Genomic DNA, 26,913 nt, shown 5'->3' with positions numbered 1-26,913 from the left:
CACTGCACTGACCTGACCGCCTGATCCCCGGTCCGTCTCACCTGGTCGCCGACGGCGGCGCGCCGGAGGCCGGAGCATCACCCCAGACCGTGATCGTGATGGGTGTGTCGAAGGGGATCTGGTCCCCCGGCGAGGCTCCGCTGATCGAGATGAAACTGTGCGGCACGTGCGGCGGTACCGCCGGGCCGACGATCGCGAAGGTGACGTCGATGAATCCAACAGTGATGATCTGGTTCTGGATGTCGGCCAGGCGCGCGACCCCGGGCGTGAAGCTGGGCACGGTGATGAGTTTCCGGCCGTAGACGGCCACGGTGATTCCGACGGCCTTGTTGGCCGGCCGACCCGCAGCGGGTGTCTGGGACGGGATTTGCACCGGATCGCCGGTCCGACCGACCACCAGGACCGGACCGGACGCGATCCGGCCGTACGAGCGGGGGTCCAGCGTCGGACTGATGCGCTGGTTGATCGAAGCGACGTCACCCTTCCACCCGACGGCATTCAGCCGCCCGGCCGCGGCGGCCGGGGTCAGGTTCGAAAGGTCGGGAACGACGAACAACGCGTTGTTGGAGACCTGCAGGGTGATGGTGGAACCGGTACCCGTCCGGCGTCCGGCAGCCACGCCCAAAAGCCCGACGACGATGTCCAACGGCGCAGTTCCGTCGACCGCCTGCCGGGTGGTCTTCAGGCCCAGACGCGCCAGTTCCGCGGAGGCCCGGTCGAGGCTCATGCCGATCAGGTCCCTGGGCACCGTGACCTCGGGCCCCACCCCGACTTTCAACGACCCGGTGACACCAGGCAGCGCGGGTACACCGGCCAGCGCGGTGGCACCCGGCAGAGCGGTGACGGGCGGCGGGATCAGCACCCGTCCGGACGGGGTTGTCGTCACGGTTCCCGCCACCACCGGGTTCGGTGCGGCATCGTGCTGGGTGCTCGAATGGCGGACGACGACCACCGTGGTGACCAGCGCGATGACCGCCGCCGCCAGTGCGGCGACCGCCGGGAAAAGCCACGGCCGTAGCCCTCGGGTGCGCATGCGGGCGGGTCCGGTAGCGGTCCGCCGCGGCGGGATCACCAGGGAGTCCGGCACTTCCCGTAGTGCGGTGGCACGCAGCACGCTGCGCAGCCGGTCCTCGACGGGCTTGGTCATCTCGTGCCTCCCAAACTCTGTTCCAGGGTGTCCAGCGCGCGGCTGGCCGAAGACTTGACGGTGCCGACCGATACCCCGAGCGTCTCGGCGACCTCGGCCAGGGACAGCTCGGACCAGTACCGCAGCACGACGACCTCACGTTGCCTTCGAGGTAGTCGCCCGACCGCCAGGCGTAGTTCCTCGTCATGGGCATCGGCCAGCAGCGCACTGTCTGCTCCCGGCGGATCGGGTTGCCGCAATTCCCGCAGATGTTGGGTCGCAGTCCGGCGACGGCGCAGCACCGATCGGGAATTGTTGACCACCGCGGTGCGCAGGTAGCCCTTGGCCGCCTGTGGGTTGTCCAGCGCCTCCACCCGGCGCCAGAAGCCGACGAAGGCATCCTGGACGGCATCCTCGGCCGCGCCGCGGTCGCCGGTCAGCAGCACCGCCAGGCGCAGCAGCGTGTGAAAGCTGTCCTGGTAGAGCTGTTCGAGGTCGGTCCCCGCCTCTATCACAACCACTGCCGCCCTCTCCTGTTCACCGAAGGGCTGTGCGATCCGTCGGCCCTGCCTATCCTGACGGCGACTCGGGCAGAAGGTTGACGCCGATCCCGAGCAGTTCTGACCGGAGCCCCACCGTGTGACGGGGTCTTCCCGGCCCCCCGGGGTGGGCATAGCGGGTCTTCATATTTAGCAGACATCCCATGTCGATTGGTGTCAAGCGGCGGGTGCCATTGCAGTTTGCGTGACGCTGGCTGAGGAGTTCCAGGCGACGGTTTCGTCGTAGAGGGTTCCGCTCTCGAGGCAGCCGTGCAGGATGCCGACGAGTCGGTTGGCGACTTGGCGGAGGGCTGCGTGGTGGCCGGTTCCGCGGGCTCGGATGGCGTCATAGTAGGCGCGGGTGCCGGGCGATCCGTTGAGGGAGCCGTAGGCCTGCAGGTGCAGGGCGACGCCGAGCCGGCGGTTGGTGGCGTGCCGGGCTAGGACGACGGATTTTTTCCCCGATGCCCTCGTGATCGGGCTCTGTCCGGAGTAGTTTTTTCGGGCGCGGGAGTTGGCGAACCGTTGCGGGTCGTCGCCGAATTCGCCCAGGACGCGGGCGGCCAGGACCGGTCCCAGGCCCGGCTGGCTCCGGTAGATCTGCGCGGCCGGGTGTCGGTCAAAATTTTCTGCCATCACCGACTGCATCGCGGTGATCTGTTCGTTGATAGCGGTCAGGATCTTGACCTGGCCGAGCACGATCGCGGCGTAGGCCGCCTCCACGGCGGCGGGTTGCCGAAGGCCCGGCGTGTGCAGCAGCGTGAGCAGTGGTCCGGCTTTGTCCTGGATGTGGTGCCGCCGCGCCGCGGCCAACGCCGACACCACCTGGCTGCGGGTGAGCCGGGCGGAGCGGGCCGGGTCCGGCGCGCGGCTGAGCAGGATGAGGGCGTCCGTGGCGGCTAAATCCGAAAATGCCTGCACCGCAACGGGAAAGAAGTCAAGTAGTGCCGATCGGAGGCGCAGCACGTGCCGGACACGTTCCCAGATCAAGTTTTGATGAGCACGGCCCAGTAGCTTCACCGCGTCGGCCAGGTTGGTGTCCCCGGCGATCTCGCGGTGATGGGCTCGGTCTAGCCGGACGATCTCGGCTAGGACGTGGGCGTCGCCGGCGTCGCTTTTGGCCCCCGAGGTGGAGTACCGGTCGCGGTAGCGGGCCGAGGACATCGGGTTGATCGCGTAGACGTGGTAGCCCGATGCTCGTAGGGCGACCACCCAGGAGCCGCGGTCGGTTTCGATGCCGACGAAGACCCGGTCGGCGGTCTGCTCAGGGGTGAGGTCGACCCAGTCGGCGGGGGCATGCTCGGCGACCAGCGCGTGCAGCTTCGCGATTCCGTCCAGTCCCTCGGGCAGTCTGGCGCGGCTGAGCCGCCGCCCGGTGTCGTCCTCGATCTCGATGTCGTGGTGGTCCTCGGCCCAGTCGTCGCCGATCATCAACAGCATTGGCCCCAGCTCTTCCCTTGTCCGTGTCTGGCCTGGTGGAACGGGCGGGCAGCATGCGGAGGCTTCTGCGACCTAATGAACAAGTGCTCACGTCCAACCGCCCGGGCACGACATCTCATCAGCAGTTTCCAGCCGCCGGCAACCGGTGGGCGCACGGTCTGCTAATAGGCATCCCCGAAGAGGCGGTGCCCGGGGCTAAAGGAGTGCTGACCCACCGGCTGCTGTCGTCATCAAGCCTTCCAGAGTTCAGGCTTGATAGCTCTCATTAGGGCTTGAGCGTGGTTGCCGCCCGGCGTGATGCGCGGGTGCAGGCGAATCGTATCCGGCGTTTCTGGTTGGTGGGGTTACGGAACCCGAACGCGATGCGGCCGATGTGCTTGACGATCCGGTTGTAGCCTTCGGACCGGCCGTTGCTGATGCCGGTGAAGATCCCTTCGATGATGGAGGATCGCCAGTCGTCGACGGTCTGCGCGAGGCGGCGGATCTGCGCCGATGTCGATGTGGTCGGCGCAGAACATCTGGAAGTCGGTGAGTCGCTGCCAGACCAGCGCCCAGTCTGGTTCGGTGCCGGCCAGCTTCAGCAGGTGACGGAGCAGTTCCTTTGCTCGCCAACAGTTGTGCAACCCGCCGGTGGGGTCGGCGGCCTTCATTGCCTGGAACATCTTGACCCGTTCCGCGGCGGTCAGCGTCTCGCCGGCGCGCAGCAGAGGAGTTGCGCCCGCGCCCACTCGGGGTCGATCTTGCGGCCCCGGCGGCCGCGGTTGGTCCAGGCCAGTTCCCGCCGGTAGTCGGTGACGGCCCGGTTGGCCAAGGCGACCAGGTGGAAGCGGTCCAGGATGACGATCGCGTGGGGCAGCGCTTCCCGGACGACCTTGGCGTAGGTCGCCGAGGTGTCGATCGCGACGTGCGTGATGCCGGCCCGCCACGCATCGGTCTGAGCCTCGATCCATTCGATGACCGTCTTGGAGCTGCGGCCGTTGACCTGCGCGAACAGCCCACCAGGGCCGCTGATGTCGACCAGCCCGGTGTCGAACCGGTCGATCCATACCTTCACCCCGGTGTCGGTCGCGATCTCGTAGCGGCCCTTGCCGCGGCGGGTCTCGTCGATGCCCAGCACTGTCACGGCCGGCGGTGGCCCGGCAACGGGGATCATCAGCTCGGCGTACGCGACGAACGCGCGGTGCGCGATCGGCCAGGTCATGCCGTACTCGCCGGCGACGTCGGACACCGACCGGGTGTGTTCGCCGATCGCCTCGGCGGCCCGTTGCCGCAGCCGGGTCGTCAACCGGGACCGGGCGGGGATGCCCGGCAGCGATTCGGTGAACGACTTCCGTTCACACCAGACGACTTTGCAGTGCCACTTCTGTTTGCGCCACAACAGGATCGGGACATCCGGTCCGATCGTCACGTCCCTCGGCCGCGTCGTGACCCAGCCTTTCGGCGAGCTGGACTGCTCACCGCACTGCGGGCACCACCCCGCCAATTCCGGGTCCGTCACACACTGGGCGACCCGCCGGCCGTCCGCGTCCAACCGGACGTCGATGACCTGCAATCCTTCGATTCCTAACAGCAGTGAACTACCCTGATCCATGGCTGGTGGTCCTTCGGTCTGGATGCGTGAGAACAACCAGTTTGCAAGGACTACCAGCCCTCAACCCCGCCGACGCGCCGCCGCCCGTCAGGCCACCCCAGCCCTAATGAGAGCAATCGGGTCTCACATCTGCGAGGCTTGGTTGCGACAGCAGCCGGTGGGTCAGCACTCCTCTAGCCCCGGGCACCGCCACTTCGGGGATGCCTATTGGTAGACCGTGCGCCCACCGGTTGCCGGCGGCTCGAACTGCTGATGAGATGTCGTGCCCGGGCGGTTGACGTGAGCACTGGTTCATTAGGTCGCAGAAGCCACCGCATGCTGCCGTGTGTTCCATCAAGGCTGTGGACAACGGAAGGACTGGGCCAATGCGGTTGATGATCGGCGACGACTGGGCCGAAGATCACCACGACATCGAAATCGAGGATGAGACCGGGCGGCGCTTGTGCAAAGCCAGGCTCCCGGAGGGATTGCCCGGGATCTCCAGGCTCCATGAGCTGATCGCTCAGCACGCCCCGAGCGACTGGACGGACCTCACGCCAGAGCTGGCCGCGGACCTGGTCTTCGTCGGCACCGAGACCGACCGCGGTCCGTGGGTGGTGGCATTGCGGGCAGCCGGCTATCACGTGTTCGCGATCAACCCGATGTCTTCGGCCCGCTACCGGGAGCGGCACAGCACTTCCGGTGCTAAGAGCGACGCCGGTGATGCTCACGTCTTGGCAGAAATAGTCCGCGTCGACCGAGATCACCACCGCGAGATCGCCGGTGACACCGATCTGGCCGATGCAGTGAAGCTGCTGGCCCGCGCCCACCAGAACCTCATCTGGGAACGAGTTCGTCACACCTTACGGATGCGGTCAGCGCTGTTGGAATTCTTTCCCGTTGCGGTGCAGGCATTCCCGGATCTGGCTGCCGCCGATGCGCTGATCCTGCTCGGTCGCGCACCTGACCCTGACCGAGCCGCAAAACTGACCCGTGGCCAGGTGGTGTCGGCCTTGACCGCAGCTCGCCGACACCACGTGGACGATCGGGTCGAACCACTGCGAGCACTGCTGCGGCAACCAGCTCTGCGGCAACCTCCCACCCTCGAGGCGGCCTACGCCGCCGTGGTCGCCAGCCAGGTCAAGGTGCTCACAGCACTGAACGAGCAGATCACTGCACTGCAGGCTGTGATGACACAAAATTTTGATCGACACCCGGCCGCCCAGATCTACCTGAGCCAGCCGGGCCTCGGACCAATCCTGGCCGCCCGGGTACTGGGCGAATTCGGGGACGACGACACGCGATTCATTAACTCCCGCGCCAGGAAGAACTACTCTGGCCAAAGCCCGATTACCCGCGCATCGGGGAAGAAGACCACGGTGATGGCCCGCTACGCCACGAACCGCCGACTCGGAGTGGCCCTGCACCTGCAGGCATACGGCGCCCTCAACGGATCACCAGGTACCCGCGCGTACTACGACACCATCCGAGCAAGGGGAACCAACCACCACGCCGCTCTCCGCCAGGTTGCCAACCGCCTGGTCGGCATCCTCCACGGGTGCCTAGACTCTGGCACCCTCTATGACGAGACAGTAGCGTGGCCGGCCGAACCCATCAACACGCGGGAACCGATGACCTCAGCTGCTTGACACGACTCGACATGGGATGTCTACCAAGTTCGAAGAGCCGGCATAGCGCACAATGGACGGACGTCTTCCCGATGATGTGAAGGAGTCACCGTAGATGATCACCACCACCGGAATCGCCGTCCCCGAGGACATGGCTGCCGCGCTCGCCGAAGATCCGGAAACCTTGACGGCCTTCGGGGCCCTCTGGGCCACCGATCAGCTGGAGTACGTCCACTGGCTGGGCAAACCGGGCCAGCAGACCCGGGCCCAGCGGCTCGGCGAGATCGCCGGACACGTCCGCAACCACAAGCACCGGATGGCCCTCAAGGACTGAGTTGCACCTGCGCGAGGAAGAAGCTCCGTTCAGCGGTGGTGCGGGCCAGACGGGCGGCACGTGTCCATTCCAGATCGGCGTCGGCCGTCCGGTCCAGTCGCTGCAGCATCTGGGCGCGGGCGGCCGCCGCGTAGGGGTAGGCATCGAGCACCCGCAGGGCCAGTACCTCGTTTAGATCTGCCAGGCCGGCCGCCGGCCCGGCCGCGTAGGACAGCGCCACGCACCGGCCGAGCGCGAACCCGGGCGATGGATCGACCGACAGCAGTCTGGAATAGAGATCGACCACGCGGTGGAAGTCGGTACCCGTGAAATCCGTTGCGCTGCAGTGCTCTGCGGCAATGGCGGCCTGCAGGACCATCGGGTCCATCGGAGCGCGTGCCGAGGCCGTTGCCAGCAGCGAGGTCCCGGTCCGGATCAGAGCCTGGTCCCAGCTGGTGCGGTCGGCGGCAGCCAGCAGGACCTGTTACCCCGCCGGATCGAACCGTCCGGCCGACCGCGCCCTGGTCAGCAGGATCAGCGCCAGCAGCGCGGTGAAGGTCGCGCTGGCGGGGCGCAGGGCATGCAGGACACCGGCCAGGTACTGGGCCCGGTCGGCGAGATCGTCGTCGGTGAGGGCCTTCCCGTCGGCTGCGGTGTGGCCGAGGGTGAAAGCGAGGTACACCACGGTGGCCACCGCCGGGAGCCGCGCATCCACCGTGGCGTCGTCCGGCAGCTCCAGCCTGGGACCGGCGGCAGCCAGCTTCGCCTTGGCCCTGGTCAGGCGGGCTGCCATCGTCGGCGTCGAAACACCCTGCACGGCAGCTATTCCAGCGGTGCTGACCCCGCACGCGAGCCGGAGGGTCAGTGCGACCTGATCACCGACGGCCAGCCGCGGATCGCAGCACAGGACCACCATCCGGAGCTCGTCGTCGCCGACGATCGCGGCCTCGGCCACCACATCGGAGACACCGGTGACGCCTGACCATCCCCCGGCGAGCTTCACCAGCGAGCGCCGGGCCACCTGTGCACGGCGGATGCGATCCACCGCCCGACGCCTGGCCGCCGTCACCAACCAGGCCTCGATGGACGCCGGAATGCCAGTAGTGGGCCAACTCTGCAACGCCAGCAGAAAGGCGTCCGCCGTCGATTCCTCGGCGATGTCGAGGTCGCGAACGGTGCGCAGGGTGGCGGCGAGCACCCGGCCCGACAGTTCCCGTCGGGCCGCCGCCGCCGCCGCACCTACCGCGGCCGACAGATGTTCGCTCAGCTGAATTCCCAGATCGGCCGCATCTCGATGTAGCCGAACGGTGCGGGGCAGAGCTTGGCCAGGGCCAGCGCCTGCTCGTCGTCGGCCGCCTCGATCAGGTAGTAGCCCCCGATCACCTCTCTGGCCTCGGGCAGCGGGTTGTCCACGGCGCTGACGCCGGCGGTCCTGGTGCCGCGGAGGAACACGGCGGTGGGGGTGGGCTGGAGCGCCTCACCCGACAGGACACTGGCCCCGGCGTCCTTGACCGCCTGGCCGAATTCGCTGTGGGCCTGCATGATCTCGTCGAAATTCGCCGTCCCGGCCTACGCTGCCTCGGCCTCGACGATCGAGAGGAAGTACTTGGGCATGTCGTGCTCCTTGGCGGTCAGTGGGTACGGGCGGTGTGCCGGCTCCCTGCAAGCAAAGACGAGCAACCTCAGCTGAATTCGACAACACATCCGGAGTTCCTGCAGCGCGAGATCCGACCGGCCGGGGGAGGGTAGTTCGTGGCGGTGTGCGGCAGCTCACCGCAGGTTTCCGGGAGGTTTCCTGATAAGCTGACGACGTTCTTGGAGTGTGTCGCGCGTTTTCGACGGTGGAAGTTTCGCCGGGATGTCCTATCAATCGAAGGCTGCGACCGGAATCCCTGCCAACCGGGCGGGTTCTCGAGCTCCTGCCTCGAAGCGATTGGCCAAAATGGCGCCCCTTGCTGCCCCTGCCCAGACTACTGAATCGATTCTGGAGCTCGACTCCGAGCTCAACGAAGGTTTCGAGCTGGAGATCGACGACGTCGACACCACCGATGCGGACGATCTCTCCACCGACGCTCTCCTCACCCAGGACAGCACCGAAGAAGCCGACTTCGACGACGTTCTCGTCGAAGAGGCTGCTTTCGGCTTCGAAGATCTCAATCTCCCCGCTGCGCTGCTGAAGGGCGTCAAGGCTCTCGGCTTCACGGTGCCCTCCGAGATCCAGGAGCAGGCCATCCCGGCGCTGCTGTCCGGCCGTGACATCACCGGTGTCGCACAGACGGGCACCGGCAAGACGGCCGCCTTCGGCCTCCCGCTGCTGGCGTCCATCGATCCCTCGCTCCGTCAGGTCCAGGCCCTGGTCCTGACGCCGACCCGCGAGCTCGCCATGCAGGTGGCCGAGGCCATCGGCTCGTTCGCCGAATTCATGCCCAAGCTGACCGTGGTGCCCGTCTACGGTGGATCCAGTTTCCTCCCGCAGAAGATGGCGCTGAAGAACGGTGCCCAGGTCGTCGTCGGCACCCCCGGCCGGATCATCGATCACCTCGAGCGCGGGACGCTCGACCTGACCGGCATCCGCTTCCTCGTCCTGGACGAGGCCGACGAGATGCTGCGGATGGGCTTCGCCGAAGACGTGGACCGCATTCTGCAGGACGCGCCGAAGGACCGTCAGACGGCCCTGTTCTCGGCCACCATGCCGTCGGCGATCCGTAACGTCGCGAACCGGCACATGAACAAGCCGATCGACATCACCGTCGCCAAGAAGGCCGGCAACACGGTCAGCATCCGCCAGACCTACGCCGTCGTCCCGTTCCGCGAGAAGGTCGACGCGTTGGCACGCATCCTCCAGGTCAGCGCCGGCGACGCCACCATCGTGTTCGTCCGCACCAAGGGCGCCTGTGACGAGGTCGGTGCCGAACTGATCGCGCGCGGCGTCTCCGCCGCCGCCATCAACGGCGACGTCCCGCAGAAGGAGCGCGAGCGCATCATCGAGCGCCTCCGCTCCGGCAAGCTCGACGTCCTGGTCGCCACCGACGTCGCCGCCCGCGGGCTCGACGTCGACCGGATCGACCTGGTCGTCAACTTCGATGCTCCGGGCGAGGTCGAGTCGTACACGCACCGCATCGGCCGGACCGGGCGCGCGGGACGCAGTGGTGAAGCCCTGACCTTCTTCACGCCTCGCGAGATGAGCCGCCTCCGGCTGATCGAGCGCTACACCAAGACCACCCTCGAGCAGATCACCCCGCCGACCCGGGCGGACGTCGCTGCGCACAAGGCGGCCAAGGTGCTCGAAGATGCGACGAATCGTCTGGCCGTCGGTCGGCTGGAACACTACCGCCAGGCCGTCGCCACGTATCTGTCGCAGCAGGACCTGACGGCCGCCGAGCTGGCCGCCACCCTGCTGGCGCTGGCCGCCGGTGACGACGGTGTGGTCGCGCCGAAGCAGTCGACCGCCTCCTTCGCCTCGGAGCGACCGGAGCGCGGCGGCGAGTACGCCTCACGGCGTGGCGACGATCGCTTCTCCCGTGGCAGCCGCGACGGCGGTCGTGACGACTTCACCAACTCGCGCGCCGAGACCAACCGCCCGGATCGTCCGCGCAAGCGCGACGCCGTCCCGGCCGGCCCCCGCTACCGAGTCGCGGTGGGTCACGCCCACGGCGTCCGTCCGGCCGGTATCGTCGGTGCGATCACCGCGGAAGGCGGCCTGACCGGCCGCGACCTCGGCCGGATCGACATCTTCGACACCTACTCGCTGGTCGAGATCGGCGGCCACATCTCCCCCGCCGCCTTCGGTCGCATCTCCGCGGCCAAGGTGAGCGGGCAGTCGCTCAAGATCCAGCTGGACACTACGACGCCGCACACCGCGGGGGGCGCCAGCTCGGGTCCGCGCCGCTCCGGCCCCGGCCACGAACGCCCGGCCCGTACCGGATCCCGCGCCGGACACTGACCCTCCGACCGCCCGACGTCCTGCAGAGTGATGGCAATAGCCATCACTCTGCAGGACGTCCGCGGTGGGCCTTCCGCAGCCGAACGTCCGCAGTAGGCCGACATTTCGTATGGTCGTCCAGTGAACCTTCCCTCCACCGCTCCCCCGCCGGCGTCGTCCGACCCGGTCACCGTCGTGCTGGCCACTCCGCTGGCCCCCGACCTGCGGCATCTGATCACCGATGTCGACCCCCGGGTGGCTTTGTTGGTCGACGACGAACTCCTTCCACCGCAGCGGTTTCCGGGCGATCACTCCGGTGATCCGGCCTACCGGCGGACGCCGGGACAGCAGGCGGCCTTCGAGGCCCTGCTGGCCAGAGCCGATGTGCTGTACGGGATTCCGGACGTGGACCCCACCATGCTGGCCCGCACCGTGACCACCAACCCGGGGCTGCGCTGGGTGCAGACGATGGCCGCCGGCGGAGGCGCGACGGTGCAGGCCGCGAACCTGTCCGAGGAGGATCTCGCCCGGGTCGTGTTCACCACCTCGGCCGGGGTCCATGGCGGCACCCTCGCCGAGTTCGCACTCTTCGGCGTCCTCGCCGCGGCCAAGGATCTGCCGCGGCTCCAACGCCTGCAGCGCGCGCATGAATGGCCGGAACGCTGGGCGATGGGTCAGGTCGGCGAGCAGACCGTCCTGGTGGTCGGCCTGGGTGGCATCGGCGGCGAGACCGCTCGCCTGCTCAAGTGTTTCGGCGCGACCGTGCTCGGCGTCAAGCGGACCGCTGGCCCGGTGGACCATGTCGACGAGGTACATCCGCTGTCGGCCCTGCCCGAGCTGGTCGGCCGCGCCGACGCGATCATCTTCACCCTTCCCGGCACCGCCGCGACCGCCGGCCTGTACGACGCCGAGCTGATCGCCGCGACGAAACCTGGCGCCGTGATCGTCAACGTCGGGCGGGGCACCGTGATCGACGAACCGGCACTGATCCACGGCCTGACCACAGGGCCTCTGGGGTCGGCGTATCTCGACGTGACGGCGGTGGAGCCGCTGCCGGCCGAATCACCGCTGTGGGATCTCCCCAATGTGGTCATCGCGCCGCACACCGCGGCCCTGAATGCCAAGGAGGACCAACGCATCGCCGAGCTGTTCGCGGGCAACATGACGATGTTCCTGGCCGGCCGGCGGATGACGAACGTGGTGACGCCCGGCGAGTTCTACTGACCGCTCGCGGGCGCGGTCGGTCCATCCCGTTGGTCGGCAGGACGGGTTCAGGAACTGTTCCGCCAGGCCGACCGTTCAGGGAGGGCACCGCCGGACCGGCGGGTGCACGCGAGCAGTTCTCTGCAATGGAGGAAACACGATGGCTTTCTGGGATCAGCTGAAGTCCAAGTCGAAGGAGATGAACGACGGTCTCAAACTCAAGGCCAGCCAGTTCAAGAACAAGGAGTTCGCCGCCGGTTCGATGGCCATGTGTGCGCTGATCGCCGCTGCGGACGGCACCATCGATCCCAGCGAGCGCCAGAAGACCGCGGCCCTGATCATGAGCAACGACGTCCTGGGCATCTTCCCGCCCGCCGACCTGCAGGAGCAGTTCAACTTCTACTGCGACAAGCTGACCAAGGACTACGACTTCGGCAAGGTCGAGGCCATCTCACGGATCGGCAAGCTGAAGTCCAAGCCGGACCAGGCCCGTGCGGTGCTGCAGATCGGGATCATCATCGGCGGCGCCGACGGCAACTTCGACGAGCACGAGCGGGCCGCGGTCAAGGAGGCCTGTTTCGCGGTCGGTATCGCACCGACCGAGTTCGACCTCTGACCCCTGACCTGACGGCGGTCCCAGGGACCTCGCCCCGGCGGTCTTCCTCGGCGGTCTTCTTCGGCTGTGGCTCAGAACAGTGTTTCCTGCTCGACAGCCGGGACATGCTGCCGGGGAAGACTTCCGGCCGGGAACGACGCGCCGGTCTCGCCGGGCACGCCCCGGTTCGAGGGCGGGTCGGCCGCGTCGAGCCCGAACTCGGAGCGGACCGCCCGGAACCTCTCCGACAGCAACCGACGGTATTCCGGTGCAGCGTTGGACCCCCGGGCGTAGAGGCGCTCGTAGACCGCCACCAGGTCCGGTCTCGTGCGGCGCAACCAGCCGAAGAACCATTCCCGTGCTCCCGGACGCAGGTGCAGCGCGATCGCGCTGACGCCGGTGACGCCCGCCTCCACCAGCTCGCCCACCAACTGCCTCAGCTGATCCTCGCCGTCCGTCAGGTGCGGTAGCAGCGGAGCGATCAGCACCCCGCACGGGAGTCCGGCGGCGGTGATCCTGCGGACCAGGTCCAGTCGCGCTCTCGGAGACGGGGTGCCCGGTTCGAGCAGCGCCTGCAGATCAGGGTCCAGCAGAGCCAGCGACACCCCCATCCCGACGGGAACCTGCCGCTGGGCGGACGTCAGCAGCGGGAGGTCGCGGGAGAGCACGGTGCCCTTCGTCAGGATGGAGAACGGCGTTCCGCTGTCCGCCAGCGCCTTGATCACCCCCGGCATCAGCCGGTAGCGCCCCTCGGCCCGCTGGTAGGGATCGGTGTTGGTCCCCATCGCGACGTGTTCCCGCTGCCAGCTGCGACGGCCGAGCTCTCGACGCAACACGTCGGCGACGTTGATCTTGACGACGATCTGGGTGTCGAAGTCGTGGCCGGTGTCGAACTCCAGATAGGAGTGGGTGCCTCGCGCGAAGCAGTACACGCACCCGTGCGTGCACCCCCGGTAGGGGTTGACCGACCAGGGGAACGGCACCGGTGAAGTGCCGGCGATGTGGTTCAGCGCGGACTTCGCGTTGACCTCGTGGAACGTCACGCCGGCGAACTCAGGGGTTCGCACGGTCCGCACCAGACCGGCCATCCGGCCCATTCCCGGAAGTGCCGTCACGTCCTCTGCTTCGACGGTCTGCTTCTCCCAGCGCATCCCTCATTCGAACACATGTTTGACCAGCCGGCAACTCCCGCCCACCCCCGCAGTCCCACGCCGCCGCCCCGCCTCATCGACCGGAATGAGATCCCGCGTCCACAGCGCCAAAACCGCGGATGTCATTCCGGTCGATGCGCCGGCACGGTCGGGGTCGGATCGCCGAGGATGTCCCGCACCGCAGACTCCACCCGGTCGAGCGCGACCGGGTGCTGATCGCCGGACAACAGATCCTTGACCATCACCGTGCCCTGCTCGAGGTCGCGGTCGCCGAGCACCAGCGCGATCCTGGCCCCGGACGCGTCGGCCGACTTCATCGCGGCCTTGAGGCCGCGACCACCGTAGGAACGGTCGACCCTGATGCCGGCGGCCCTCAGGCGCCCGGCGATCACCGCGAGTTCCCGGGAGGCGCCTTCGCCCATCGGCACGCCGTAGACCTCGCACCGGGCGCTCTGCCCCACGGTGAGACCCTCCGCAGCGGCCGCGAGCACCGTGCGGTCGACACCGAGCCCGAACCCGATGCCGGACAACGGTTGTCCACCGAGCTCGGCCATCAGGCCGTCGTACCGCCCGCCGCCGCCGAGGCCGGACTGCGCGCCCAGCAACGGGTGCACGAATTCGAACGTGGTCCGCGTGTAGTAGTCCAGCCCGCGCACCATCCGCGGGTTGACGACGTACGGCACGGCCAGCCGGTCCAGGATCGCCAGCACCTGCCTGAAGTGCTCTCCGGACCCCGACGACAGGTGGTCCAGCATCAGCGGCGCATCGGACAGCAGGGCCTGCACGGCCGGGCGCTTGTCGTCCAGCACCCGCAGGGGGTTGAGCTTCGCCCGCTCCCTGGTCGCCTCGTCCAGCGGGAGACCGGCCAGGAATGCCTGCAGCTTCTCCCGGTAGGCGGGGCGGTCGACGGCATCGCCCAGCGACGTGAGCTCCAACCGGTACCCGGTCAGGCCGATGGCCCGGTAGGCCTCGTGCCCGACGGCGATCACCTCTGCGTCCAACGCGGGGTCGTCGGAACCGATCGCCTCGATGCCCACCTGGTGGAACTGACGGTAGCGCCCGGCCTGCGGAGCCTCGGAGCGGAAGAACGGGCCCTCGTAGACGAGCTTGACGGGCAGGGCGCCGCGGTCGAGGCCGTGCTCGATGACGGCCCGCATGACGCCGGCGGTCCCTTCCGGCCGCAACGTGATCGAACGGTCGCCCCGGTCGGTGAAGGTGTACATCTCCTTGGAGACCACGTCGGTCGATTCCCCGACCCCGCGGGTGAACAGCGCGGTGTCCTCGAACACCGGGAGCTCGATCGGGGAGTAGCCGGCCCGGTCGGCGGCTGCGACCAGCATGTCCCGGACGGCGACGAACGTCCGGGAGGCCGGGGGGATGTAGTCGGGTACGCCCTTGGGCGCGCTGATCGTGGTCTTGCCGGCCATCTGCTCGATCCGTCTTTTCTCGGTGGCGATCGGTGATCCTGCGGAACGCGGGACCTCAGGTCAGGAACGGGTTGCTGCGACGCTCGTCGCCGATGGTGCTGGTCGGCCCATGACCGGGCAGCACGACCGCCTCGTCGCCGCGGGTGAGCAGGTGGGTGGCGATCGAGGCCATCAGCTGTTCGGTGGAACCCCCGGGCAGATCGGTCCGCCCGATCGAGCCGGCGAACAGCGTGTCCCCGGTCAGCAGCACCTCGGGCCGGTCGCCGTCCGCGCCGATCCGGTAGACGACACCACCGCCGGTATGGCCGGGGGTGTGATCGATCTGGAGCGTCAGCCCGGCCAATCGAAGTTCTTCGACGTCGGTCAGCGTCAGGACGGTGTCCGGACGCAGACCGGTCAGGTCCATGCCGGCCAGCATCACCCCGGCTCCCGGGGACAGGGCCGCCAGCGGATCGTCGAGCATGTAGTCGTCGGCTCCGTGGAGGTAGGCCGGAATGCCCGCGGCATCGGCGACCGCGGCGGCCGATGCGACGTGATCCAGGTGCCCGTGGGTGAGCAGCACGGCGACGGGACGCATCCGATGCTCGGCCAGCACGCTCGACAGTCGCTCGGAGGCGTCCTGGCCGGGGTCGACGACCAGCGCGTCGCCACCGCGCTCGCCGCCGATCACGTAGCAGTTGGCCTGGAACGAGCCAGCGGGGAAACCTGCGATGAACACCCCACAACCCTAACGCTGCCGCCCCCTGCGCCTTCTACCCGAGCAGACCGCCCACCCCCGGCCCGCGCAGACCGCCCACCGTCACCGCACGCCGCCAGCGGCAGCGACCACTCGGGGGACCCGGCGGCGACCACCCACGGGCACCCGGGCGGACCACCCACAGGCCGTTCACATCGGTTTGCGCCAGAGGCCGGTCCGCGCGTCACCTAGACTCACCCGCCGGGGCCCTTGTCACACGACCGGCCCTTCGTTGAACCTTGCATGGAGGATGACAGTGCCCAGCAACCAGCAGCGACGCGAAGCAGCCAAGCGGAAGCTTGAGCGCCAGCTCGTCCGCCGCGAGGAGCGGGAACGCGGCCGCCGTCAGCGGCTCGTCATCGTCGGAGTGGTCGCGACCGTCCTGGTCATCGGCGGCGGCATCTGGTTCGCGACCACCCGGGGCAGCGGCTCCGGGGCGGCCTCCACCGCCAGCGGGACGGGTACCGAAACGGCGGCCACCAGCCCGGCCGCACCCAAGACACCGTGCACCTACACCACCGCCGGCAAGGCGGCGAAGAAGGTGGACAAGCCGTCGAACCTCTCCCCCGCCAACACCGGAACCGTCGCGTCGACCATCACGCTCAACGGCCAGAAGGTCGACATCACCCTGGACCGGGCTGCGGCTCCCTGCACGGTCAACTCGTTCGTGTCGCTGGCGTCGCAGAAGTTCTACGACAACTCCCCCTGCTGGCGTCTGACCGGCAACTCCGCGCTGAACATCCTGCAGTGCGGCGACCCGACGGGCGTCGGCAACGGCGGGCCCGGTTACTCCTTCGCCGATGAACTCGGGAAGACGAAAACCTACCCCAGGGGCACCATCGCGATGGCCAACTCGGGGTCCGGGACCAACGGTTCCCAGTTCTTCATCGTCTACAAGGACTCGACGCTGTCACCGACGTACACGGTGTTCGGCAAGGTCTCAGACGCCGGCATGGCCGTCATCCAGGACATCGCCGCGAAGGGGTCCAGGAACAACTCCCAGGACGGTGCCCCGGTGGCCAAGGCCGTCATCGACTCGGTGACCGTCCCGTCCGACGCACTGAGCGCCACCGGCACCTACGCGACGGCGTCCTCGGCCGCGGCCTCCGCTGCAGTCGTGCCCACCGGTGGCGCCACCGTCAAGCCGACCGCGGCGTCGAGCAAGTAGTCGCAACCGGCCGCGCGGGTGACGCGACAGGGCCCAGCGGATCAGGCGCTGGTCACCCGATAGACGTCGTACACGCCCTCGACGCCGCGGACCGTGCGCAGGAGATGCCCCAGGTGTTTCGGGTCAGCCATCTCGAACGAGAACCGGGAGATCGCCATTCTGTCCTTCGTCATCGACAGGTTGGCCGACAGGATGTTGACCTTTTCGTCGGCGAGCGTCTTGGTGATGTCGGACAACAATCGGGACCGGTCCAGCGCCTCGACCTGAACCGTGACCAGGAAGACCGATGCCGAATTCGGATCCCAGCTGACGTCCACCAGACGCGCTGATTCGGCCCGCAGCGCATCGGCATTGGTGCAGTCGACACGGTGCACCGAGACCGCACCGCCCTTGGTGATGAATCCGAGAATGGTATCGCCGGGAACCGGGGTACAACATCGGGCCAGTTTCACCTGGACGTCGGTGATGCCCTTGACCAGGACGCCCGCATCCGCAGTCGGCCGTGGACGTCTGGCCACCGAGGGGACGGAACGTTCGGCAATCGCGTCGCCGGCCTCCTCGGCGCCGCCGAGAATCGAAACAACCTTGCCGACAACGGTTTTCGCCGACACATGATTCTCGCCGACCGCTGCGTACAGCGCGGCGATGTCCTTGAAACCGAGATCGTGACCGGCCGCGGCCAATGCGTCGTGGGAAATCAGCCGTTGGACGGGCAGACCTTCCCGTCTGGCGGCCTTGGTAATGGCCTCCTTGCCGAGATCAACGGCTTCCTGACGATTTTCCTTCGCGAAATGCTGTCGGATCTTTGTCTTCGCGCGGGAGGAGGCGACGAATCCGAGCCAATCCCGGCTGGGCCCGGCACCGGGCGCTTTGGAGGTGAAGATCTCGATGATCTGCCCATTGGTGAGGGTTCGTTCCAACGCCACCAATCGACCGTCGACCTTGGCCCCGATACAACGGTTGCCGACTTCGGTGTGCACCGAATAGGCGAAGTCCACCGGCGTCGAACCGGCCGGCAGCGTGTGGATGTCGCCCTTGGGGGTGAACACGAAGATGTCGTTGGACGCGATCTCGTACCGCAGGTTGTCCAGGAATTCACCGGCGTCGCCGGCCTCCCGCTGCCAGTCCAGCAGTTGACGCATCCACGCCATCTCGTCGACCGAGGCGCCGGCACCGGCGTGGGTGCCCTTGGTCTCCTTGTAGCGCCAGTGCGACGCGATCCCGTACTCGGCGGTGTGGTGCATCTCGTTGGTGCGGATCTGCACCTCCAGAGGCTTGCCCTGCGGCCCGATCACCGTGGTGTGCAGCGATTGGTAGACCCCGTAGCGGGGCTGCGCGATGTAGTCCTTGAACCGGCCAGGCATCGGTGCCCACATGGCATGCACGACGCCCATCACGGCGTAGCACTCGCGCACCGTACCCACCAGGATCCGGACCGCGACGAGGTCGTGGATCTCGTCGAACTCGCGGCCTCTGACCTGCATCTTCTGGTAGATCGAGTAGTAGTGCTTGCCGCGCCCGACGACCTCGGCCGGGATCTTGGCCGCACTCAGCTCGGCGTTCAGCTCCGCGGTGACGGCGGCCAGGTAGGTGTCGCGTGACGGCGCCCGGTCCGCCACCAGGCGGACGATCTCGTCGTACCGCTTGGAGTGCAGGATGGCGAACGCGAGGTCCTCCAGCTCCCACTTGACGGTGGCCATGCCGAGGCGGTGGGCCAGCGGCGCCAGCACCTCGAGGGTCTCCTTCGCCTTGCGGGCCTGCTTGTCCGGGGCGAGGAACCGCATGGTCCGCATGTTGTGCAGCCGGTCGGCCAGCTTGATGACGAGCACCCTCGGGTCCTGCGCCATCGCGATGATCATCTTGCGGATGGTCTCGGCCTCTGCCGCATCGCCGAAGTGCACCTTGTCGAGCTTGGTGACCCCGTCGACCAGGTGTGCGACCTCCTCGGAGAAGTCCCTGCGCACCATGTCCAGCGTGTACTCGGTGTCCTCCACCGTGTCGTGCAGCAGCGCCGCGACCAGGGTGGTGGTGTCCATTCCCAGGTCGGCCAGAATGGTGGCGACCGCCAGCGGGTGGGTGATGTACGGGTCGCCGGACTTGCGGAACTGACCGCGATGGGCGTTCTCGGCGATCTCGTACGCGAACTGCATGACCTTGACGTCGGCCTTGGGATGCAGTGCCCGGTGGACGGCGAACAACGGTTCCAGCACGGTCCGGCCGGCGGCCGCGGGCGTGCGCTGGCCACTCATCCGACGGGTGAGCCTGGAACGCATGCGGCGCGTGGCGGACATTGCGGGGGCGGGTGCATCCGGCTCGACATCGACGGGTTCGGACGCGGGTGGGGCGGGCGGCACGACCGGACGAGGGGGCGCAGTAGGCGCTGGGGACGCTGGGGACACAGTGGGAGCAGGGGACACGGTGGGAGCAGGGGACGCAGTGGGAGCAGGGGGCGCTGCGGACACAGTGGGAGCGGGGGACGCAGTGGGCGCTGCGGATGCCACTGCGAGCGCCTTCAGGGCGGGTGCCGGGCGGGCCGCGAATGGAAGCGGGGGCCCCGGGCGGGACGCCGACGGCATTACCGGCTCGGCGTGGACCGTTGCGGCAGGGCGGCCGGCGGCAGACGGGGCGGCGGCAGACGGAGCGGCGGCAGACGGAGCGGCGGCAGACGGAGCGGCAGGGCCGACGGCCGAAGCCCGATCGGTCACGGTGGGTCCGGCCAGTTCGCCGGTCAGTTCTGAACTCATCAACACCTCATCCGCAGCCGCCACCGAATCTCCGCTCCCTTCCGAGCATAACGCCGGGGGGCTGCGCGACCTTCCCGACCGGGATGCCCGCCGCCGACCACCGAACGACCCGCGCTCAGTACTCCCTGATCGCCGTGCACGGGGTGTCGGCGAGCTGCCCACGGCCGCCGAGGGCGACCAGCTCGATGCAGACGGCGACTCCGACGACGGTGGCGCCGGCCCGGCGGAGCAGCCGGCAGGCCGCGGCAGCAGTGCCCCCGGTCGCCAGGACATCGTCGACGACCAGGACCCGGGGCCCCTGGGAGACGTCATCGGGGTTGAGCTCCAGACCGGCCGTTCCGTACTCCAGGGCGTAGTCCTCCGACAGGATTTCGCCGGGCAGTTTCCCGGGCTTGCGGATGGCGAGCACGCCGGTGCCGGCCGTCATGGCGACGGCCGCACCCAGCAGGAAGCCTCTGGATTCCAGACCGGCCACCACGTCGAAGTCGCCGAGCCCGCCGGCCAGGGCGGCAGCGATGGCGTGCAGAGCATCGGCATCGGCCAGCACCGGCGTCAGGTCACGGAACAACACTCCGGGTGCCGGGAAGTCCTGCTGGACCCGGGTCAGCCGGTCGATGGCCCGCCCTGCGCGCCCGACGGCGCCGAGGTCAGCGCCCACGCTTGCCCGTCGGTCGGGCCACCTTGCCACTGGGTCGCGCCTTCGACGCCGGTGCCGGGGAAGCATTGACCGCCTCGTTGGCCAACATCGCGACCGTCTCGGCCGCCGTCGGCTGCGACTCGGCCGGACCGGCCTGGGTGAAAGGCACGGCGGCGGCAGGTTCGTCGACGGGAGAGGCGGCCGTCTTCACGGGCGCCTTGGTGGTGGACACCGGCCTGCCGGCGGGAACCGATCTTCCCGCGACGACCTTGCCGGCCGCCGGACGGCCGGGGCGCTGCGGCTTCACGCCGGGCTTCGGGGCTGCGCTGGGCTTCAGGCCCGCCGCCAGCGGGTTCACGGCGGGGGCCGTTCTGGGTCGGTCGATCCCGGTCGACGACTTGACCCCGACCGGGTCCCCGTCCGCGTCGACGATCAGCCCGTCGGCCTTGCGCTTGGCCAGCACGCGTGCCGTGTGATTGATGATGGTGGTCTCCCGCATCTTCAGGTCGACCGCGATGGGCACGGCCACGAAGATCGACGAGTAGGCACCGATGAGCATGCCGACGAGCAGCACCAGCGCGAGATCCTTGAGCGTGCCACCACCGAGCACCGCGACACCTGCGACCAGCAGGCCGGCCACCGGGAGCAGCGCGATGAGCGAGGTGTTGAGGGATCTCATCAGCGTCTGGTTGACGGCGAGATTCGCGGTCTCCGGATAGGTGCGCCGCAGCAGCGACGTCAGACCCCTGGCGTTCTCCTGGACCTTGTCGTAGACCACCACGGTGTCGTAGAGCGAGAATCCGAGGATCGTCAGCAGCCCGATCACGGTGGCCGGGGTGACCTCGAAACCGGCCAGCGAGTAGATGCCGGCCGTGACGATCACGTCGTGGATGACCGAGAGCACTGCTCCGATGGCCACCCGCTTCTCGTAGCGGATCCAGATGAACAGGCCGACCGCGACGAGGAAGATGATGACGGCGAGGATGGCCCGCTGGGAGATCTGCGCACCCCAGGACGACGAGACGTCAGAACCGGACACCGAGCCCGCGCCCAGCGAGAACGCCTTGGCCAGGGCCGCTTTGCCGGTCGCCACCTGCGTTTCGTTCAGCGCGACCAGGGTGGCCTGGATGGTCTTGCCACCCAGGGTCTGGACGGCTTCGACCTTGCCGCTGCCCAACGCCGTGGTCAGGACCTGGTTGACGCTGGAGGTCGACACACTGCCGCCGTTGGCCGGCGTGAAGGTGAGCGTCGATCCACCGGCGAAGTCCGTGCCGAGGTGGAAACCCTTGATCAGGATCAGCAGGATCGAAGAAACCAGCAGAAAGCTGGAGAACATGTAGTAGTAGCGGCGGCGTCCGATGACGTCGAACGCCCCGGTACCGGTGGCCAGGCGCGAGACGAAGCTTCCGGTGTGCAGCGCCCGGCTCAGCCTGACGGCCTCGTCGTGGCTGACGAGTTCGGTGGTGTCCGTTGCCATCTCAGGCCTCCTTCGCAGTCAGACGTGCGGTCGCGGCCCGTTGCCGCGCACCGGCGGCGGCCACCGATCCCAGCCCGGAGAACCGCGCCGAATTGAAGATCTTGCTGCCGGATGCCAGGGCGACCAACGGATGCGTCACGAGGTAGACGACCACCAGGTCGAGGATGGTCGAGAGCCCGAGGGTGAAGGCGAAACCCTTCACGTCACCGATCGCCACCAGATAGAGGATCACCGCGGACAGGAACGACACGGCGTCCGCGGACAGGATGGTCCGCTTGGCCCGTTCCCACCCCCGCGGGACGGCGGACCGGAAGGTCCGACCCTCCCGTACCTCGTCCTTCAATCGTTCGAAATAGATGACGAACGAGTCGGCGGTGATACCGATCGCCACGATCAGACCGGCCACGCCGGCCAGGTCCAGGCTCAGGTTGATCCAGCGTCCGAGCAGCACCATGATCCCGTAGACCAGACCGCCGGACAGGACCAGCGAACCGATGGTGATCAGGCCCAGCAGCCGGTAGTAGATCAGGCAGTACACGATGACCAGGAGCAGTCCGATGCCGCCGGCGATCAGGCCGGCATTCAGGTACTGCGAGCCGAGTTGGGCACTGATGCTGGTCGCGGTGCCCTGGCTGAAGTTCAACGGCAGCGCGCCGAAGTTCAGCGAGTTGGCCAGGTCGGTGGCGCTGGACTGGGTGAAGCTCCCGCTGATCTGGGTGGTCGTCGTGGTGATCGCCTGCTGGATGGCCGGGTCGGAGATGACCACGCCGTCCAACGTGAACGCCGTCTGCTTCTGGATGTTGTTGGCGGTGTAGCTCGACCAGGTCCGGTATCCGGTGCTGTCGAAAGTCACGTTGATGATCCAGCCTGCGCCCTGCTGGTTCAGACCCGCGGCGGCAGTGGAGATCTGGTCGCCCGGGATCAGGGTCTTGTCGACCAGCGACACGCACGCGGTGGTCGTGTCGGGCGAGCAGGGGTTGGCCCCGGCCGTGTAGGGCGCGCTCCCGCAGGCCAGCAGGGGGAGACCGGGCACGTCCAGGCCCCTGGTCACGGCGATGTTCTTGCAGCTGATCCCGCCGGCGTTCACGGCCGCCGTCGCGGCTGCGACCCAGGCGGTGGACGTGGCAGCACTGGCCGGTTGGTTGGGGTTGCTCGGATTGCTTCCGGCCAACGGCCATGCGGTCTTCGTGACCGCTGCGGCCGTGGTCGCCGCCGCGGGGGTCGCTGCAGCCGACGACGCGGCAGCCGACGACGCAGGAGCCGCCGATGCAGGAGCCGCCGGTGCGGCTACCGCCTTCGTGGCGGCCGTGGTCTTGGCTGCGGCGGTCTTGCCGGTGGTGGTCTTGTTCGCGGCGGCCTTGGGCGTGGTGATGACCGGCGGCGTGACGGCCACGGCCGCTCGGACGCCCTGGGGCGAGGCGGTGGTGGTGGCACCCGGCTGACCGACGACCGCCGCCGGCGTCGCCTTGGTGGTCGCCCCCGCGGACGTGGACGCGCCAGAGGTTGCTGCGCCCGATGACGCAGTGGTCGATGACCCAGTGGTCTTCGCCGTCGACTGAGCAGCACTGATCAGGTCGTAGTCGTAACCCTGGGCGATGTTCGGCCGGATGTTCAGCCGGGCCGGGGCGGTGAGGCCGGTGAGCGCGTCGTTGCCCGGCACGGTGACCACGAGGTTCGAGCTGCCCTCGATCGCGACCTGGGCTCCGACGACGCCGGAACCATTGACCCGGCGGGTCATGATCTCCTGCGCCTGCTGCATCGCGGAGGAAGAGGGTGCCTTTTTGTCCAGGGTCTCGGCCGTCAGGGTGATCTGGGTCCCGCCCTGGAGATCGATCCCCAACTTGGGGGCATTCGACCCCGAGGTGCCGAACACCAGTCCGTAGAGAACGACCACCAGGATCCCGAAAACGGTGATCAACCGCCAGGGTCGGAACTGACCAACAGGGCTTGCCACGTCGCGCCTATCTCCTCAATACGTTCCAGACGACAGGCGATCAGGACGCCGAAAATCGTCAACACGCCGGGGCGATTGCGCCCATGCGTTCACCACCGGATGCCCTGACGGCACATCCGGCACGGTCAACGAGCCTAGTTGACGTCGTTGCTGCGCTTCTCCAGCGACGGCCGGTCGTCGTGGATGGCTTCGATCTCCTGGCCCTGACCGGAGAGCTCGGCGTAGTCGGCATCGTCGAAGTCGGTGGCGGCGAACTCCTCGTCGACCGCGACCGGGACCACGATCTCACGGACGGCGGCGCGGACCCAGGTCGTGTAGATGCCGGGGGAGATCTCCAGTTCGATGGTGTCGTCGGCGACCGCAGTGACGGTGGCGTGCATACCGGAGGTCGTCATCACGCGGGTGCCGGGGACGATCGACTCCTGCAGTTCCTTCGCCCTGATGGCCTGCTTCTTCTTGTTGCGCGAGCTGAAGACCATCATCACGCCGATCGCGCCGAACATCAGGACCATGAGCGCAAGATTCTGCATGCTTCTCCTCGAAGGATTGCGGGGGCGGGGACCGTTCGGCCACCAGCCCGGGGAATGCCAGGAACTACGCGGGCAACGACCGGTGGGCGACCGAAGTTCCTGTCGGCCCTGATGCACGGACCCCGCAGCAATCTCGACCCCTCGCCGCTGACGCCTGCGACAGATGACTTCAGGGTAGCCGATGGAGATCGCCACGGCCCCCCACCGCGGCGGCCGACGCGCAGTGTCCGCCGACGACCGGCACCGTTCTGACCTGTGCAGATCAGCCCGCGCAGTTCAGTCCTGATCGTCGAACAGCGTGACCGCGGATCCGATGCCGGCCGGGGGCTTGAGACCCAGATGGGACCAGGCCAGCGACGTGGCGACGCGGCCCCGGGGGGTGCGGGCCAGCATGCCGAGGCGGACGAGGAACGGCTCGCACACCTCCTCGACCGTGGTCGGCTCCTCCCCCACCGCGACCGCGAGCGTGGTGAGCCCCACCGGTCCCCCGCCGAACGACCGGCACAGTGCGGTCAGCACGGCCCGATCCAGGCGATCGAGGCCGAGTTCGTCGACGTCATAGACCTTGAGGGCGGCGCGGGCCACCGCCAGGTTTGCCACGCCACCCGCCCTGACCTGCGCAAAGTCGCGCACACGACGCAAGAGCCGGTTGGCGATCCTCGGTGTCCCGCGCGACCGCTTCGCAATCTCCGCTCCGGCATCCTTCGGGAGTTCGATACCGAGGATGCCCGCTGATCTGGTGATCACCCTGAGCAACTCGGCCGGTGAGTAGAACTCCATGTGGGCGGTGAAGCCGAACCGATCGCGCAGTGGCGAGGTCAGCTGACCGGACCGGGTGGTGGCGCCCACCAGGGTGAAGGGAGCGATGTCCAGTGGGATCGAGGTGGCTCCGGGACCCTTTCCGACCATCACGTCGACCCGGTAGTCCTCCATCGCCAGGTAGAGCATCTCCTCCGCCGGCCTGGCGATCCGATGGATCTCGTCGATGAACAGGACATCGCCCTCGACCAGGTTGGACAGCATCGCGGCCAGATCGCCGGCGCGTTCCAGGGCCGGACCGGACGTCAGACGGATGGCCGCCCCGAGTTCCGCGGCGATGATCATGGCCAGCGAGGTCTTGCCCAGACCGGGCGGACCGGCCAGCAGGATGTGATCGGGCACGGCCCCGCGCAGCTTCGCGGCCGAGAGCACGAGTTCCAGCTGTTCGCGGACCCGGACCTGACCAACGAATTCGGCCAGGGTGCGGGGCCGGAGGGAGGCCTCGATGTCGGCGTCACCGGGCAGCCGGCTCGGGTCCAGCTGGTCCTCGGCGTTCGCATCGTTCTGGGCACTGCTCTGGGGATCAAAGGGGCGCGCGCCGCCCTGGGTGTGGTCGGGAATGCTCACCGGTGCCGCCCGAGGAGGCCCAGAGCCCGTCGCAGCAGCAACCCGACGTCGCCGTCGACGACGGCGGGGTCGTCGACGTCGGAGGCGAGGGTGGCCATCGCGTCATCGGCCTGTTTGACGGTGAAGCCGAGCCCCACCAGCGCTTCGGACAGCTTCGGCCGCCAGGCGGCGGCCGCCGCCCCACCACCGGAGGGCGTCGCCGTGCTGACCACACCGACCTTGTCGCGCAGCTCGAGGACCAGTCGCTCCGCACCCTTGCGCCCGATACCGGGTGCACGAGTCAGGGTGGCGTAGTCGCCGGAGGCCAGGGCGCGGCGGAGTTCGTCCGGTTCGAGCACGGCGATCAGCGCGAGGGCGATCTTGGGACCGACACCGGACACCGACTGCACCAGCTCGAACAGTTCCTTGGCCTCGTCGGATGCGAAGCCGAACAGCGTCAGCGAGTCCTCTCTGACGACCAGGGTGGTGGACAGCCGGGCCGGCTCGCCCCGGCGCAGACCGGCAAGGGTCGTCGGCGTGGTGCGGATGGCCAGGCCGATCCCACCCACCTCGATCACCACGTGGTCCAGCGTGATGGCGGTGACGGTGCCGCGCACGGAGGCGATCATCGGCTCATCATCCCGGTCGGCCCCGACAGTCGGCTGGTGCGTGCCGGCACCGCCGGCCCTGCGCCGAGGGCGGGCCGGGACAGTGCCGCGGCCAGCCTGCTCTGCATCGGCGAGCGCCAGAGGTGGCAGATGGCCAGGGCGAGAGCGTCGGCGGCGTCGGCCGGCCGGGGAGCGGCGTCCAACCGGAGCAGGCGCGTCACCATGGCCGTGACCTGCGCCTTGTCCGCATTGCCGTTGCCGGACACCGCAGCCTTGACCTCGCTCGGAGTGTGCCAGGCCACCGGAATTCCCCGCCTGGCCGCGGCCAGCGCCACGACACCGGCGGCCTGCGCCGTCCCCATCACGGTCCGCACGTTCGACTGGCTGAACACCCGCTCGATGGCCACGGTGTCCGGCCGGTGGAGATCCAGCATGGCCTCGACCCGCTCGGCCACCGCCAGGAGCCGATAGGCCAGGTCGTCATCGGCCGGGGTGCGCACCACCAGCACCTCGACCAGAGTCGGTTTCCGGCCCGGTCCCCCGTCGACCACGCCCACCCCGCAGCGGGTCAGCCCTGGATCGACCCCGAGCACGCGCACAGCTCACACCTTCCGACTCCGGACGGTCTGCGGCGGAGCGCCTCGACCTACCGAACACTTGTCCGAGGAACGCTACCCGGCGGGACCACTCCCACCCGTGATCGCCACGCCGAGCCCGGGCTCGCGCTGATCAACATCGCCAGCGCTGACGAAGTTGGCGGATCTGCGACTCATGGGACAG

Annotated in this window: 23 protein-coding genes and 1 pseudogene; 6 read left to right on the top strand and 18 right to left on the bottom strand. The window is 68.4% G+C overall.

The features are described from left to right. Nucleotides 1–37: 37 nt before the first annotated feature. From H7F38_RS14880 to H7F38_RS14865, 4 genes and pseudogenes are all read right to left on the bottom strand, one after another. A complete protein-coding gene (locus tag H7F38_RS14880; RefSeq protein ID WP_187090593.1) occupies nt 38–1,147 on the bottom strand; it encodes a hypothetical protein in 1,110 nt (369 codons plus the stop codon). Further along, nucleotides 1,144–1,647 (bottom strand): RNA polymerase sigma factor, encoded by a 504-nt coding sequence (locus H7F38_RS14875; protein ID WP_187090592.1) that lies wholly within the window; start codon nt 1,645–1,647, stop codon nt 1,144–1,146. Before H7F38_RS14875 ends, H7F38_RS14880 begins: the two co-directional genes overlap by 4 nt. Before the next feature lie 195 nt (nt 1,648–1,842). Further along, nucleotides 1,843–3,102 (bottom strand): IS110 family transposase, encoded by a 1,260-nt coding sequence (locus H7F38_RS14870; RefSeq protein WP_187094663.1) that lies wholly within the window; start codon nt 3,100–3,102, stop codon nt 1,843–1,845. A 268-nt stretch (nt 3,103–3,370) separates the two neighbouring features. Then, a pseudogene (locus H7F38_RS14865) lies at nt 3,371–4,696 on the bottom strand (ISL3 family transposase). 365 nt (nt 4,697–5,061) lie between these two features. Here H7F38_RS14865 and H7F38_RS14860 point away from each other — a divergent pair. After that, entirely contained in the window at nt 5,062–6,324 is a 1,263-nt protein-coding gene (locus tag H7F38_RS14860) for an IS110 family transposase (RefSeq protein ID WP_187090591.1), read from the top strand. Nucleotides 6,325–6,418: 94 nt separating this feature from the next. Beyond that, entirely contained in the window at nt 6,419–6,637 is a 219-nt protein-coding gene (locus H7F38_RS14855) for a YdeI/OmpD-associated family protein (protein ID WP_187090590.1), read from the top strand. Here the strand turns inward: H7F38_RS14855 and H7F38_RS14850 are convergent. The 3 genes from H7F38_RS14850 to H7F38_RS14840 form a co-directional block, all read right to left on the bottom strand. Further along, complete coding sequence (locus H7F38_RS14850) at nt 6,627–6,995, bottom strand: hypothetical protein (RefSeq protein ID WP_187090589.1); 369 nt, start codon at nt 6,993–6,995, stop codon at nt 6,627–6,629. The two genes, H7F38_RS14855 and H7F38_RS14850, sit on opposite strands and share 11 nt — an antisense overlap. A gap of 105 nt (nt 6,996–7,100) precedes the next feature. Next, the gene (locus H7F38_RS14845; protein ID WP_187090588.1) at nt 7,101–7,814 is read right to left on the bottom strand and encodes a DUF6596 domain-containing protein; all 714 of its coding nucleotides are present in this window, start codon (nt 7,812–7,814) and stop codon (nt 7,101–7,103) included. A gap of 65 nt (nt 7,815–7,879) precedes the next feature. Further along, nucleotides 7,880–8,158, bottom strand: a complete 279-nt coding sequence (locus H7F38_RS14840) for a YciI family protein (protein WP_187090587.1) — start codon at nt 8,156–8,158, stop codon at nt 7,880–7,882. A gap of 400 nt (nt 8,159–8,558) precedes the next feature. Here H7F38_RS14840 and H7F38_RS14835 point away from each other — a divergent pair, with 400 nt between their 5' ends. From H7F38_RS14835 to H7F38_RS14825, 3 genes are all read left to right on the top strand, one after another. Next, on the top strand, nt 8,559–10,559 hold the full coding sequence (locus H7F38_RS14835; RefSeq protein ID WP_187090586.1) for a DEAD/DEAH box helicase: 2,001 nt from the start codon (nt 8,559–8,561) through the stop codon (nt 10,557–10,559). 120 nt (nt 10,560–10,679) lie between these two features. After that, nucleotides 10,680–11,762, top strand: a complete 1,083-nt coding sequence (locus H7F38_RS14830) for a D-2-hydroxyacid dehydrogenase (protein WP_187090585.1) — start codon at nt 10,680–10,682, stop codon at nt 11,760–11,762. A gap of 139 nt (nt 11,763–11,901) precedes the next feature. Beyond that, the gene (locus H7F38_RS14825) at nt 11,902–12,357 is read left to right on the top strand and encodes a tellurite resistance TerB family protein (RefSeq protein ID WP_187090584.1); all 456 of its coding nucleotides are present in this window, start codon (nt 11,902–11,904) and stop codon (nt 12,355–12,357) included. A gap of 71 nt (nt 12,358–12,428) precedes the next feature. On the opposite strand, the gene H7F38_RS14820 is transcribed toward H7F38_RS14825, so the two are convergent. The 3 genes from H7F38_RS14820 to H7F38_RS14810 all read right to left on the bottom strand — a co-directional run bounded on the left by H7F38_RS14820 (nt 12,429) and on the right by H7F38_RS14810 (nt 15,632). Further along, a complete protein-coding gene (locus H7F38_RS14820) occupies nt 12,429–13,451 on the bottom strand; it encodes an Rv2578c family radical SAM protein (protein WP_370531255.1) in 1,023 nt (340 codons plus the stop codon). Between the two features lie 158 nt (nt 13,452–13,609). Beyond that, nucleotides 13,610–14,914, bottom strand: a complete 1,305-nt coding sequence (gene hisS, locus H7F38_RS14815; RefSeq protein WP_187090582.1) for a histidine--tRNA ligase — start codon at nt 14,912–14,914, stop codon at nt 13,610–13,612. 55 nt (nt 14,915–14,969) lie between these two features. Continuing rightward, a complete protein-coding gene (locus tag H7F38_RS14810; protein WP_187090581.1) occupies nt 14,970–15,632 on the bottom strand; it encodes an MBL fold metallo-hydrolase in 663 nt (220 codons plus the stop codon). A 268-nt stretch (nt 15,633–15,900) separates the two neighbouring features. Between H7F38_RS14810 and H7F38_RS14805 the strand changes: the two genes are divergently transcribed. Next, nucleotides 15,901–16,818: a peptidylprolyl isomerase gene (locus H7F38_RS14805; RefSeq protein WP_222618094.1), complete on the top strand. Its 918-nt coding sequence runs from the start codon at nt 15,901–15,903 to the stop codon at nt 16,816–16,818. Nucleotides 16,819–16,859: 41 nt separating this feature from the next. Here the strand turns inward: H7F38_RS14805 and H7F38_RS14800 are convergent, their stop codons facing one another. The 8 genes from H7F38_RS14800 to ruvC all read right to left on the bottom strand — a co-directional run bounded on the left by H7F38_RS14800 (nt 16,860) and on the right by ruvC (nt 26,732). Further along, a complete protein-coding gene (locus tag H7F38_RS14800) occupies nt 16,860–19,109 on the bottom strand; it encodes a bifunctional (p)ppGpp synthetase/guanosine-3',5'-bis(diphosphate) 3'-pyrophosphohydrolase (RefSeq protein WP_370531254.1) in 2,250 nt (749 codons plus the stop codon). A 568-nt stretch (nt 19,110–19,677) separates the two neighbouring features. Then, nucleotides 19,678–20,220, bottom strand: a complete 543-nt coding sequence (locus H7F38_RS14795) for an adenine phosphoribosyltransferase (RefSeq protein WP_255497985.1) — start codon at nt 20,218–20,220, stop codon at nt 19,678–19,680. Continuing rightward, nucleotides 20,210–21,676 carry a protein translocase subunit SecF gene (gene secF / locus H7F38_RS14790; RefSeq protein WP_187090579.1) on the bottom strand — a complete coding sequence of 489 codons (1,467 nt, stop codon included), beginning with the start codon at nt 21,674–21,676 and terminating at the stop codon, nt 20,210–20,212. Before secF ends, H7F38_RS14795 begins: the two co-directional genes overlap by 11 nt. Before the next feature lies 1 nt (nt 21,677). Next, entirely contained in the window at nt 21,678–23,630 is a 1,953-nt protein-coding gene (secD, locus tag H7F38_RS14785) for a protein translocase subunit SecD (RefSeq protein ID WP_187090578.1), read from the bottom strand. A 134-nt stretch (nt 23,631–23,764) separates the two neighbouring features. Continuing rightward, nucleotides 23,765–24,160: a preprotein translocase subunit YajC gene (gene yajC / locus H7F38_RS14780; RefSeq protein ID WP_187090577.1), complete on the bottom strand. Its 396-nt coding sequence runs from the start codon at nt 24,158–24,160 to the stop codon at nt 23,765–23,767. Nucleotides 24,161–24,436: 276 nt separating this feature from the next. Beyond that, nucleotides 24,437–25,459 carry a Holliday junction branch migration DNA helicase RuvB gene (gene ruvB / locus H7F38_RS14775; protein ID WP_222618702.1) on the bottom strand — a complete coding sequence of 341 codons (1,023 nt, stop codon included), beginning with the start codon at nt 25,457–25,459 and terminating at the stop codon, nt 24,437–24,439. Between the two features lie 83 nt (nt 25,460–25,542). Beyond that, nucleotides 25,543–26,154: a Holliday junction branch migration protein RuvA gene (ruvA, locus tag H7F38_RS14770; protein ID WP_187090576.1), complete on the bottom strand. Its 612-nt coding sequence runs from the start codon at nt 26,152–26,154 to the stop codon at nt 25,543–25,545. Continuing rightward, the gene (gene ruvC / locus H7F38_RS14765; RefSeq protein ID WP_187090575.1) at nt 26,151–26,732 is read right to left on the bottom strand and encodes a crossover junction endodeoxyribonuclease RuvC; all 582 of its coding nucleotides are present in this window, start codon (nt 26,730–26,732) and stop codon (nt 26,151–26,153) included. Before ruvC ends, ruvA begins: the two co-directional genes overlap by 4 nt. Nucleotides 26,733–26,913 lie beyond the last annotated feature (181 nt).

It is taken from the genome of Nakamurella sp. PAMC28650 (assembly GCF_014303395.1).
Taxonomy (GTDB): domain Bacteria; phylum Actinomycetota; class Actinomycetes; order Mycobacteriales; family Nakamurellaceae; genus Nakamurella.
Note: the sequence above shows the minus strand (reverse complement) of the source record. Positions and strands in the feature narration are given on the sequence as shown.